General features: G+C 45.4%; 11 protein-coding genes. 5 read left to right on the top strand and 6 right to left on the bottom strand.

The genetic code is table 11. The features are described 5' to 3' along the window. Positions 1-17: 17 nt before the first annotated feature. Entirely contained in the window at positions 18-776 is a 759-nt protein-coding gene (locus tag AB4384_RS22435; RefSeq protein WP_372130140.1) for a hypothetical protein, read from the bottom strand. A gap of 347 nt (positions 777-1,123) precedes the next feature. Here AB4384_RS22435 and AB4384_RS22430 point away from each other — a divergent pair, with 347 nt between their 5' ends. The 4 genes from AB4384_RS22430 (at position 1,124) to AB4384_RS22415 (ending at position 5,743) form a co-directional block, all read left to right on the top strand. Further along, positions 1,124-2,080 (top strand): integron integrase, encoded by a 957-nt coding sequence (locus AB4384_RS22430; protein WP_372130139.1) that lies wholly within the window; start codon positions 1,124-1,126, stop codon positions 2,078-2,080. A 108-nt stretch (positions 2,081-2,188) separates the two neighbouring features. After that, positions 2,189-3,088 carry a homocysteine S-methyltransferase family protein gene (locus AB4384_RS22425; protein WP_017065219.1) on the top strand — a complete coding sequence of 300 codons (900 nt, stop codon included), beginning with the start codon at positions 2,189-2,191 and terminating at the stop codon, positions 3,086-3,088. A 113-nt stretch (positions 3,089-3,201) separates the two neighbouring features. Next, on the top strand, positions 3,202-4,212 hold the full coding sequence (locus AB4384_RS22420; RefSeq protein WP_102321236.1) for a Gfo/Idh/MocA family protein: 1,011 nt from the start codon (positions 3,202-3,204) through the stop codon (positions 4,210-4,212). A gap of 10 nt (positions 4,213-4,222) precedes the next feature. Beyond that, complete coding sequence (locus tag AB4384_RS22415) at positions 4,223-5,743, top strand: SgrR family transcriptional regulator (RefSeq protein ID WP_102321237.1); 1,521 nt, start codon at positions 4,223-4,225, stop codon at positions 5,741-5,743. A gap of 96 nt (positions 5,744-5,839) precedes the next feature. On the opposite strand, the gene AB4384_RS22410 is transcribed toward AB4384_RS22415, so the two are convergent. The 4 genes from AB4384_RS22410 to AB4384_RS22395 form a co-directional block, all read right to left on the bottom strand. Next, on the bottom strand, positions 5,840-6,934 hold the full coding sequence (locus tag AB4384_RS22410; protein ID WP_102321238.1) for an HDOD domain-containing protein: 1,095 nt from the start codon (positions 6,932-6,934) through the stop codon (positions 5,840-5,842). A 236-nt stretch (positions 6,935-7,170) separates the two neighbouring features. After that, positions 7,171-8,226, bottom strand: a complete 1,056-nt coding sequence (locus AB4384_RS22405; protein WP_102321239.1) for an alcohol dehydrogenase family protein — start codon at positions 8,224-8,226, stop codon at positions 7,171-7,173. Further along, a complete protein-coding gene (locus tag AB4384_RS22400) occupies positions 8,223-8,741 on the bottom strand; it encodes a TetR/AcrR family transcriptional regulator (RefSeq protein ID WP_102321240.1) in 519 nt (172 codons plus the stop codon). The genes AB4384_RS22405 and AB4384_RS22400 overlap by 4 nt, the downstream gene beginning before the upstream one ends. Positions 8,742-8,896: 155 nt before the next feature. After that, positions 8,897-10,030 (bottom strand): multidrug effflux MFS transporter, encoded by a 1,134-nt coding sequence (locus tag AB4384_RS22395; RefSeq protein ID WP_102321241.1) that lies wholly within the window; start codon positions 10,028-10,030, stop codon positions 8,897-8,899. Between the two features lie 97 nt (positions 10,031-10,127). Here AB4384_RS22395 and AB4384_RS22390 point away from each other — a divergent pair, with 97 nt between their 5' ends. After that, on the top strand, positions 10,128-10,901 hold the full coding sequence (locus tag AB4384_RS22390; protein ID WP_372130138.1) for a helix-turn-helix domain-containing protein: 774 nt from the start codon (positions 10,128-10,130) through the stop codon (positions 10,899-10,901). A gap of 99 nt (positions 10,902-11,000) precedes the next feature. Here AB4384_RS22390 and uxuA read toward each other — a convergent pair whose 3' ends face one another. Continuing rightward, on the bottom strand, positions 11,001-12,188 hold the full coding sequence (gene uxuA, locus AB4384_RS22385; protein ID WP_017068145.1) for a mannonate dehydratase: 1,188 nt from the start codon (positions 12,186-12,188) through the stop codon (positions 11,001-11,003). Positions 12,189-12,231 lie beyond the last annotated feature (43 nt).

Genomic DNA, 12,231 nt, shown 5'->3' with positions numbered 1-12,231 from the left:
GACGCCATAGTCGTTTGTTAGGCTCGTTCTTTAAGCACCGATGTAATCATGTTAATTGCTACGATAGAATGATGCAGCAAGTCTTGAGCTTCATCAATTGAATAAAACTTATCTGGATGCTGAGTAGGGTTTCTATAGTTACGTCTAATCATATCCAGACTATCTAGCAGCTCTTGCGAGGGCTTAGGATTATTTTTTTGTTCTAACTTCTGAATTATAGGTCCCCACATTGGCTTTCTAATTCGATTAGTTTTAACAAAACTGAAGTACAGTTGCTTTACCATTTCCTCAACACATCGCATCATGTGAAATGCTGAAGCTGTGCCATGGTTCATAGCAATACATGATGTTGCTAACTTAAAATCCTGCATTGCAGTGTCTGATAAATAGCCCCACATTCCACTAGCCAATAAACGCTCTGGGTTCTTCATCAGTATATCGGGAGTAAACCTTTTTGGTGTTACATAAAGAACTTTGCGTAGTTGTAGTTCTGCATCTAATGTTGCATCGGTCTTATCAACTAGTTCTTTTATCTTTCCTGCATTTTCTTCAGATAAAAGCTCATCACTTGGAAGACCATCAAGCTCTTCTACGACGTCATGAATTTCTTTTACAACCTGAAGTGTTACTTGCAAGTCAAGCTCCACTAAATAGTCCAAATAATGTTCTCGAATAAAATCGGCTGCAACTTTATTTGTTTCATTACTAAACCCTCGCTTCACTAAGTAATAGTTGTAACCGAAAACATAATAACCATAAATATCTAACTCTTTCACTAATCTTCCTTTTTACTTCATAGAGCCTAACATTTTAATATTGTGCAAGCACGAATCCATCCGCTTAACATATCAAAAAGGTCACTCATAACCAACTGAATGCTATGCATTTAATATAAAAGTGGGTCTAAACAATAAGTGTGAAAACGTGCAAGCACATATTGCCGACTATGTAACGCTCGGCCTCATTCTTAACCACCCATAAATCTGAAGTATAATCAATAACTTAAAATAAGCATCTCGTTAAATTCGTGCTCAATCAGAGTTAAAAACCACTCTTTTTTAAGTCATTAATTATTCAACAAGCAATAAACTGTCTGTATGTACAGATTTTGTGAGGGGAATATATGGCGAGTCAATTCATGCAGGCAATTTGCGAACATATGACGATGCGAGGCTATAGTCGCAAGACAATCAAAGCCTACTGTTACTGGATAAAATACTTCATTCATTTTCATAAGCTTAAACACCCTGAACAGATGCATGCCGCTGAAGTTGTCTCCTTTCTTTCTCATTTAGCTAATCAACAAAAAGTAGCCATCAATACTCAAAAGGTAGCGCTCAATGCTCTAGCCTATTTATACAATCAATTTATTAAGCAACCTCTAGGAGACTTAGGGTTTAGCTATGCGACTCGGTCTCGAAAAATTCCTAGTGTACTCAATCATTCGGAAGCTATCTCGGTGATCAATGAAATAGATCCTAAATATCAACTGTTTTTTCGCTTGTTGTATGGTTCAGGTTTGAGAGTATCGGAATGTCTGAGGCTTCGAGTACAAGATATAGACCTAAAACAAGGGTCTTTCACTGTTCACCATGGGAAAGGAAATAAAGACCGAGTGACAATTTTAAGTTTTTCACTCACTGAAGCTATACAAGACAAAATTTCACAAGTTGCAGTTCTGCTTGCTAAAGATAACTTGAATGGGTTTAGGCCATCTTTGCCTCACCGATTAGGCAAAAAATACCCGAGTGCCTATCGACGACTTGCTTGGATGTACCTATTCCCATCAAAATCCGTCACTCAACACCCAGAGTCGGGGATCGTATGCCGACACCACCTACATGATTCGGTGATCCGAAAAACGCTGAAGAAGGCGACTAACTCTAACAAATTGCGCCACAAGCGAATTAGTTGTCATACTTTCAGGCACAGTTTTGCTACGCAACTTATAAACTCAGGCTCCGATATCAGAACGGTTCAAGAGTTACTGGGGCACAGTGGTGTTAAGACAACTCAGATATACACTCACGTTATTGGGCAACACTTTAGCGGTACGACTAGCCCGCTAGACCACCTATAACGAAACTCCCTCATCAATAGTTGAACCTTGGCTTGATGGCTTCTGTCTGACAAGGTTGTCTGATATGGTGGCGGCAGAACTTCAGCAATTGTTTAGATAGTATTGAATATGAAAACACTAACCATACTTGATGGCGGCATGGGCCGAGAACTCAAAGAAATTGGCGCGCCATTTTCTCAACCGCTTTGGAGTGCTCAAGCGCTGATTGAAGCACCCGAATTTGTCAGCCAAGCACATCAAAACTTTGTCGATGCAGGTGCTGAAATCCTAATCACCAATAGCTACGCCTGTGTACCTTTTCACTTGGGTGAAGAGCTGTTCGAGCAACGCGGTTTTGAACTAGCCACACTGTCTGGTGAGCTGGCTAAAGCAGTTGCAGACAATGCTACCCACACAGTGAAAGTAGCAGGCGCGATTCCACCGCCATTTGGCAGCTACCGACCAGACTTGTTTAAGGTAGAAGAGGCAGCGCCAATCATTCAAACGCTTTACGATGCCCAGGATCCAAACATCGATCTTTGGATCGCGGAAACCATCTGCAGCCTGCAAGAGTTCGAATCCATTCATGCGGTTCTTAAGCAGTCAGATAAGCCGTGTTACTACGCATTCAGTTTGGAAGATACCAAGGGCGATTCTGCCAATATTCGTTCTGGCGAGAGCGTAACAGACGCCATCAAACTTGCCTGCCAATCAAACGCGACAGGCATTATGTTTAACTGTTCAGTGCCTGAAGTGATGGATCAAGCCATTATCGATGCCAAGAAAGTGATCGATGAGCTAGGCAGTGATTTAGAAGTTGGTGTCTATGCCAACAATTTTGCGCCTATCAGCAACGAACATGAAGCGAATGATATGTTTCAGGAGATGCGTGAGCTGGATGGCCAAGGTTACTTAACTTACGCTAAACGCTGGCATGCACTGGGCGCGAATATTATCGGTGGCTGTTGTGGCATCGGGCCAAAACACATTAAAGCCTTAGCCGATTGGAAACACTCAATACAGAGCTAATCCTGAGCTTCAACTAGAATAAAAGAAATAGAGAACAGGTTGAGAAATCTGTTCTCTATTTGTATGTGACGTCTCTGAGTACACTGATACAAAACAACGATTTGGAGCAACAGATGAGCGACACGCAACGCAAAATAAAATGGGGCATCGCAGGGCTAGGCAATATCGCCAATCGATTCGCAACCGCAGTCACAGAGCACTCTCTGCATGGTGAGCTTGATGCGGTTGCCGCCAGAGATCACTCACGCGCAGCCACGTTCGCCAACAAGTTTGGTTGCGACAAGGCTTATGGCTCTTATGAAGAGATGGCGAATGACCCAAGTGTAGAAGCGGTTTACATCGCTACGGTTCACCCATACCACCAGCCACTCGCAGAACTGTTTCTAAAGAACAATAAGCACGTATTGGTCGAGAAGCCGGCTTTTACCAACCTTGGTGACTGGCTTGAGATGAAAGCCCTTGCGAAACAAAATGGCGTGATGCTGTTAGAAGCGATGAAAACCGTGGTGTTTCCCGCATATCGTGAGCTCCAATCATTCTTGGTCGATAACAACATTCAGATAGATTCAATCGAAGCCAGCTTTGGTAACCATCATGACTATGAGCCCGATTTGTTTATCTTCAATCCGGATTTGTCAGGCGGAGCAACACTCGATGTTGGGGTCTATGGGCTTTGGTTCTTTTACGATCTGTGCCGAACGCTGGGTGTAAACCCTTCAAAACCTCAGGTAGAGATGTCGTGTCTTTATGAGGGAGCGAATGTTGATACCAATGCATGCTTTACATTCTCTGGTGATATAAGCGGTAAGATATCGGCATCAACAGTGCAAAACCTTCCCCGATCAGCACACTTGAGTGGACCTGAAACCAAAATCACCATTCACGAAAAATGGTGGAATCCGGCCTTTATTGAGATTGAACATCAAGGCAAAAAGTCGACCATTAACTACCGAGTGACAGGGAATGGATTCGAGTTTGAAATCGACCATTTTTCAGATTTGGTGCTTCAAGGCAAAACTGAATCGAATATCCTGAGCTCAGAGATAACCTCTCGAGTTCTCGATACGATGGAAAACGCACTGATTGATTCTGGCTATTCACATTTAACTCAACCTCGTCGTTAGGAAAAGCAAATTGGGCAACCTTAAGCGTAAGCTTGAACTGTATGAAAAGATATTTCAGGCTTTTGGGCCTGGAGTATCACACTGTCAGGTCAACCAACTGGCCACACTGCTGCACGTGAGTGAACGTCACGTTCAGACCTTACTCAAAGCGATGACAGCACAAGGCTGGATTGAGTGGCAAGCTAGCTCAGGCCGCAGCAAGAAGGCACAACTCACGTGTCTGGTTGAACCCATTGAGGCGTGTTACCAATACGCACAAACCCAAGCTGACGCAGGCAACATAGAACAGGTGTTTAGCACCTTGAGCTTCAACGGCCGCAATGCTGGCACTGAGTTGCAAGCCTTTCTAAGCAATACCAATCCGTCGACGCAGAATATCGCGTACATCCCGTTTCACCGAGAACTCGAAGCGCTTCACCCTCAACGCGTGCTTAGACGCACCGAACGTTTCTTAGTTATGCAAGTTTGCCAACGCCTAACCTCCGTTAAGCACAGCAAACTCAGCGGCGATCTGGCTTATCATTGGCAGCCTAATCAAGATGCGACACAGTGGCACTTTCAGATTCGCAATGGTGTTCACTTTCATAACGGAAGAACACTCGAACCTCAAGACATAGCACGCAACCTTAACTCTCTCTGCCAAAGCAAAATATGGCGTCGCTGTTATCAGCATATTGATGAGGTCTCTGTCTCGGCAGGCAATGTGGTTGTCGTAAAGTTGAATCAACCTGATTGGCATTTACCGCGCCTACTTGCTAGGGCTGAAGCCTCCGTATTCGATCACTCATCACCGACTGATAGGCTGATTGGATCTGGCGCGTTCTCATTAGACATCTTCTCAAGCAAGATGTTGAGATTGAGCCGCAATAGCGCCTATTCACACAGCACGCCGATTCTGAATCGAGTCGAGTTGTGGGTCTATCAGGAATGGGCACAGAGCAAAGCCTGCGCTCAAAATCAGGTGTGCGTGAAACTGCCCGAGAAGACGACCACCGTGCGTGGGGATGACCATTCTTCCCAACCGGATTTCGGCTCAACCTTCTTTAAGATTCAAAGCCCGATGTTGTCTTCAACCGTTCGTGAGTTCACCGTTGAAGACACCTCTGAATGCCAAGCCCTTTTCGATCAGTTGTCAGTGTCTGGCGACCACAAAACCAGCGTGGAATATGGGCACTACCTAACTCACTACCTAACTACCAAAGACGTCGCGCTGTGCAGTATTATTGATGAGAACGACACCTTCACTTCGTGGTTAAGCTTTTTCACTCGCTTCCCGTTTGAGGAATTAACTTTACCTTCTGAGATGCTAGAGACAATCGAACAAGGCTTAGCCTCAATAACAAACCAACCAGACTTTGAGTTAGCGATGAATGCACTGTTGTCGCTCCGGCATTGGTTGCATGAATCTGGGGTTGTGGTTGAGCTCAAGCAAGAGGCGTTCAACTTAGAGGTTTCTGAAAAGATACACGGCGCACAAGTAAATGGTTTCGGTTGGTGCGAACTCGACAAGCTGTGGATTAGCCATTTGTAAGCGTATTTCGTAGCTGAATGTATTTCACAACCTAGCCCAACCAAGCTGCAACCAATCATTATGTTCAGTCACAGCGTAGGTCGAATAGGCTAAGGGTTAGCTCACTAGCGCCAATTCAGACTCTTTATAGATACGGTTAGCCACTTTGTATGCAGCCGGAGACATCAGTGTCTCTTTGCATCTGCGCTTAAATTGCTCGACTTCAATCGTTTGTTCTTCCAGTAAATAGCACAGCTCACTCAAGTAGTTAGCTTCAAACACAGCTTGACCAAGTGGTGTGCATTCGTATCGGCTCGACTCTTGGTAGCCAATTGCGGTCAACACAGACTCTGGCAGTTCCCAGAACTTAGCAATGGTGTAAGTCAGGCGAATAGAGTAGCTGTTCATCAGGCGCTTCAATGCCAACGAGTTAGGTGGAACAGAAGGATCAACATGCTTGAAGGCTTCTACCATCATCTGGAAAATGATCATCTTGCCTAAGTTGCGAATTAACCCAACAAAGTATGCCGCTGCTTGATCTTCTTGAGGTGAAGAGTCTTTCATCAACTCCTTAGAAAACGACGCAGTCTGAACACTGTGATTCCAAATTTTCTCACCGAAGTGACGCCAGTAAATATTGTTCCCCGGCGTGAAGTTCTTCATGTAGCTATTCACCACCCCTTCAACAAGCCCCTGAGAACCCATATTTAAGAATGCTGTTTTTAGGTCGGTAACCTGTTTTTCATTGCGTTTGTAAAAGGCGCTATTTGCCAGTTTAATCACATCGGCAGCCATACTCGGCTCGCGCTCAATCACTCTTAACAGAGTATCGACATCAAACTCATCGCTCTGTAATTCGCCCATTAACGTGGTCACAGAGGCTGGCATCACTGGCAGTTCATTAAGCAAGGCTTTTGGAGAGCGAATCAAGCGTTCGATTTGGCAAGCGACAAAATCACTAAATGGGTCTGACTCCGTGCGAAGGCGAGACTCTCCAAACAAATAATCAAGGAACTCACCATCGTGAAGGCTAAGCGTCTTATCGACGATTAATGATGATGGCTGAGCGGACGACGGCGGAACAAAGATTGAAGACTGAACAGAATCAGTAGCAACGGTTTGTTGTTGCTCTTGTTGGGCAGGCTCTGCAGAGGGTTTGTTTTTTGAATAAACAAAAGGTGAGAATAGTGCCTGCAATACCCTTTTAAACATCAATACGGCTCCTTGATAAATACAACATAGATAGGGATATATAATGGCGGTAATTATCGCACAGTTAATTCATAAACCACACAATGATAAATGAATCATTAACTTTTCAGCTGTATAGGATCTGTTACTCAACGGGTTGCAAGACTGAGCCCGCCAGTATTCGCCAGAAACAAGAAGAGCGAGCACATAACGCTTGCTCGCTCTTCCATAAATCTAAACCGTGAAGCTGACTAAAACTAGCGTTCTGCCACTTCCAACACGATCTTACCAACATGCTTTTTCTTTAAGAACTCATCTTGCGCTTTATGGATATCGGCTAGCGGATAAGACTCTGCAACGATGGCACCAATCTGCTGTTTCTCGATACGGTTGACTAGATTCTGAAATACTTGTGGTTCTAAAACTGTGCAACCAAAAAAGCTGAGATCTTTGAGATACAAAGTGCGAACATCAAGCTCAACCATAGCGCCACCAATTGCGCCAGATACGGCATAACGGCCATGTGGTTTCAGCACTTCAAGGAATTCCGGCCATTTGTCACCTGCCACTAAATCGATAACCACATTGACGCTACTTTCGCCTAGCGCTTTAACCAAATCCGCATCACGAGCAATCACTTCATCAGCGCCAAGTTCAAGTAACTGTTGGTTCTTGCTTGGGCTGGTAATCGCAATCACATACGCGCCGCGAGCTTTTGCTAGCTGAATAGCCGCAGAGCCCACACCGCCCGATGCACCAGAGATAAGCACGCGATCACCTTCAGCCACATTCGCGCGAGTTAGCATGTTCTCTGCTGTTGAGTAAGAACATGGGAAAGATGCTAGTTCAACATCCGACATGGTGCTGTTCACCGCATAAGCGTGCTTCGCTGCAACTTTGGTGTATTCAGCGAACCCACCATCGCACTCAGAACCGAAATACCATGGCTGTGGCAGATCTCGTCCGTATACTTCTGTTAAACAAGGTTCGATAAGAACACGCTCACCAATACGGTCAGCAGAGACTTCATTACCGACTGCTACGATGAAACCACACACGTCAGCACCTTGGATACGAGGGAACTTCAACGCTTCACCCGACCAACTTGCATCGTCTGAGTCATCGCTTTTTGAGTACCAGCCGATTCGTGTGTTGATATCGGTATTGTTAACGCCTGCTGCCATCACTTTGATCAGCACTTCATTAGGTTCGATTTGAGGAACCGCGATATCTTCGCGGTAGCCAAGCATTTCTGCTCCGCCGTGCCCCAACATCTCTACGCCTTTCATTGTTTTCGGTATTTCGAATTTCATCGTGTTTCCTCGAGTAATTTTGTAACCATATTCTGTGCTGATGCCACCGCTTCTTCGCCTAATACTGGCCACGCGCTTGATACGCCTTCATGAAGTAAAAACAGTGGTGTCGCGAGATCATCTCGCAGGCTCTGCTTGCCTATTAGCAAACGGACTTGTTCTTTATGCTGTGTAACCGCTTGGCTGATAAGCTCATTATCGGGAAACGCGGCCATCGCATTCATCGACATACACCCGTGCGGCGCATACTCTTCTAACCATTGTTGGAGCTTGTTGAAGATATGAGTAACCGATTCGAGACCCTTTTCAGGAGACGTTTCCAACAAGAAATCTAGGTAACGTTGGTGTCGATATTCCAAGGCACCAACGATCATCGCTTCTTTTGAAGGGAAATGTTTATACAAGGTTCTTAGGCTTACATCGCACGCCGTTTTCAGCTGTGCAACGCTCGGCTCAGCAAAACCTTGCTGGCTAAATGCCACCTCTAAGCTTGCTGCAATCTGTTCTCTCAACATAGTGCTCTCTTAATACCCGACAAAGGGTAGAATGATTGTTCTACCTACAAGATAGAACGATCACTCTACCCCTGTCAATATCCAAATTTACACACCAAGAAATGATAAATTCCGCGCCAAACAGGACACGGAATTTATCAATACAGATGAGAGACTTAGCGTTTAAGCTGGAGTCGACTGCGTATCGTCACCAGAACAGATAAAGCGCCGCAAAGTACCAACACCCCCCCTAAATCTTGAATCATTCCCGCTAAAGCGAGCCCTGAGCCGATCAAGGTGTAATACATCAAACCAAACAGTGCACCTGCACTTCCCGCTTGAGATTGGTAGCTGACTAATGCTCGGCTCAATACATTAGGGATCGCAATACCAAATGCCATGACCACCAGCATCATCGGAAGTAAAAACCATATTGAGTGTTGTGAAAAATAGACACCCACCGCACCTAATGTTTGAAGCCCTGCCGCGATACCAATCAGAGACATTGAAGACACTTGTCTCTTCAACAATGTCTTGTTCACCAAGCTTCCCAACAGAGTCCCGAACCCAAGCACAATGCCGCTGTAGCCAAACTGCTCAACGCTAAATCCAAGTTGAATGAAGGCAAATGAACCCAATTGATAATAGGAAAATAGCGCAATATTGAACGACGCAACTAGCAACGCAGACATCCATATATCGCTATCTTTGATCATGTGAATACTGAGTGACTTTAACTGCAATGGCTGCTTAGATTGTTGCGTTTCAGGCAATGACCATAGGCTATGTGCCAACAACGCTAACACCATAATAAACAAGGCAATAAACACATATTGATGCCCGCCCGCTTGGCTTAGTTGACCGCCAAGAAGCAGCCCGATGATTGGACTAATCGACAGCCCCATCCCCATGTAACCAAACACCTTGGCCAGTTCCGCGCCGCTAAAGGCATCGCGCAACATGGTTTGTGTCACCACCGAGCCCACCGCAAGCCCGAAAGCACCCATGGCTCTGGCTATCATCAACCACGTAAAGCTGTCGGTTTGCATAGCAATAAGTGCTGAACAGGCGAATAACCCCATGCCCAGTAACATGGTTGGTCGGCGCCCCCATTTGTCTGCCAATATGCCCCATACCACAACACCGAGCGCAAACGCTGAGAAGTAAATCGATAGGGTTTGAGCAGCTTGTGTGTAACTGACATCAAAGGATTTCGATATTGAATCCAGAGTCGGGCTATAGATGGTTTCTGCGATTTGAGGGAACATCAGCAATAGCACCATTTGCCATAAAGAAGGTTTTGTTTTCATCATTTTTCCAAGACCAGTGAACTTGACGAGGAGTCTAGGGGAAACTAACCTTGGCTCGTTAACAACATTAAAACCAAAAACAACAAGATTGGGACAAATGGCATTAATCAGCGAAACCATTGAGTTTGATGCAGACAGCTTACCTGCGCCCGTAATAGGGATTGCGGCAGAGCTAGGTCAGCATGACTCAGGAATACATCACCACGTAAAAGGACAGTTGCTGTATGCTCCGCAGGGTTGCATCACCTTGACCTTAGAAAACGCCATTTGCATTTTGCCGCCGACTAAAGCCGTGTGGATCCCGCCTTATACCAAACATCGCGCGCAGATGACCAATGTGGTTGCTTATCGGTCGCTCTATTTTGATAGCAGTATTTACACCTGCCCAGAAGCGATTGAAATTGTGGAAGTGAATGAGCTTTTAAAAGCCCTGATCAATAAGATGGCTTTCTGGGATTGGGACGTTGCCCGCGAGCAAACCACCAATACCGCCAACCTATTCTGGGAAGAGTTTTACAGTGCTAACCAACACTCGTTTATCTTGCCACTACCGACAGATCGCCGCTTTAAAAGCTTTTGCAAACAAGTCCGAACCGCTTCCTTTCTTGCCCCAGCCCTCTCGACATTAGCGAACTCGGTTGGCGCAAGCACCAAAACGATTACTCGATTATTCAAAGCCGAAACAGGCATGACTTACCAAGAGTGGCGACAGCAATGGCGCTTGTTTAAAGCGATTGAACTGCTCTCAGAAAACCGACAAGTCGTTGATGTGGCTCATCTGCTAGAGTTCTCATCCAACAGTGCGTTTATCGCTTTTTTCAAACAGCAAGCTGGACAAACCCCGTTGGCCTTTACCAAGTTAGGGGCGTGATTGTTGTTATCCAAACTCTGAAGTTTTACTGAGCTCAGATACAAAAAACCAGAACATGAGTTCTGGTTTTTAAAAGTATTTTAAAGCTAGATGCCGTCGTTACTTGGTATAGAAAGCGCGTTTCAATGCCATCTCTAAACCACGAACTTCAGCTAAGCCTTTCAATCGACCAATCGCCGAATAACCTGGGTTAGTGGTTTTCTTAAGGTCATCCAGCATTTGATGACCGTGATCCGGACGCATTGGAATTAAGCGGTGATCGCCCACTTCTGCACGACGATTTTCTTCATCCAAAATAGCCATCACAACGTTGTACATGTCCACATCACCATCGAGGTGCGCTGCTTCGTGGAATGTCATTGGGTTGCTCTCTTCACGCTTAGTTGAACGCAGGTGCGTAAAGTAAATTCGGTCACCGTGCTTTTTGATCATATTAACCAGATCATTGTCGCCACGAACACCGTATGAACCCGTACACATCGTCAAGCCATTCATTTTGCTCGGTACATGCTCGGTCAACCAATCAATGTCTTCGATCGTTGAAACGATGCGAGGCAAGCCTAGAATCGGACGCGGTGGATCGTCTGGGTGAACCGCCATCTTCAAGCCATTCGCATCACAGATAGGCATCAGCTCAGCGAGGAAGTAAGACATGTGCTCACGTAGCTTGTCTTTGTCGATTCCCGCATAGCGATCTAGCTGTGCTTGAAACGCTTCTAGTGTGTAACCTTCTTCAGCGCCTGGCAGGCCAGCGATGATGTTATTAGTCAGTTGCTGAATTTGCTCTGGCGTCATGTTGTTGAAGTAATCCAACGCTTGAGCTTGCTCTGATTCTGAATAGTCCGATTCTGCACCTGGACGTTTCAAGATATGCAGCTCAAATGCCGCAAACGCGATTTGGTCAAAACGCAGTGCGCGCGAGCCATCAGGCATTTCAAATTCTAAATCGGTACGCGTCCAGTCCAACACTGGCATGAAATTATAACAAACCGTATCGATGCCACACTCAGCAAGGTTAGACAGAGTTTGCTTATAGTTATCAATCCACTGCTGGTAGTTGCCAGTTTGAGTTTTGATCTCTTCGTGCACAGGCACGCTTTCTACAACCGACCACGTTAAACCTTTCTCTTCGATAATGGCTTTACGCTTAAGGATTTCTTCTTTTGTCCAAACTTCACCATTTGGAATATGATGCAGTGCATTCACAATACCAGTTGCGCCCGCTTGACGAATATCGTCTAGCGAAACTTGATCATTAGGGCCGTACCAACGCCACGTTTGTTCCATGAGACTTACCTTTCTTTAAGACGCACTTAGCCGGCTCGAATTA

This window comes from Vibrio sp. 10N.261.51.A4 (assembly GCF_041471945.1).
Classification (GTDB): domain Bacteria; phylum Pseudomonadota; class Gammaproteobacteria; order Enterobacterales; family Vibrionaceae; genus Vibrio; species Vibrio crassostreae_C.
Note: the sequence above shows the minus strand (reverse complement) of the source record. Positions and strands in the feature narration are given on the sequence as shown.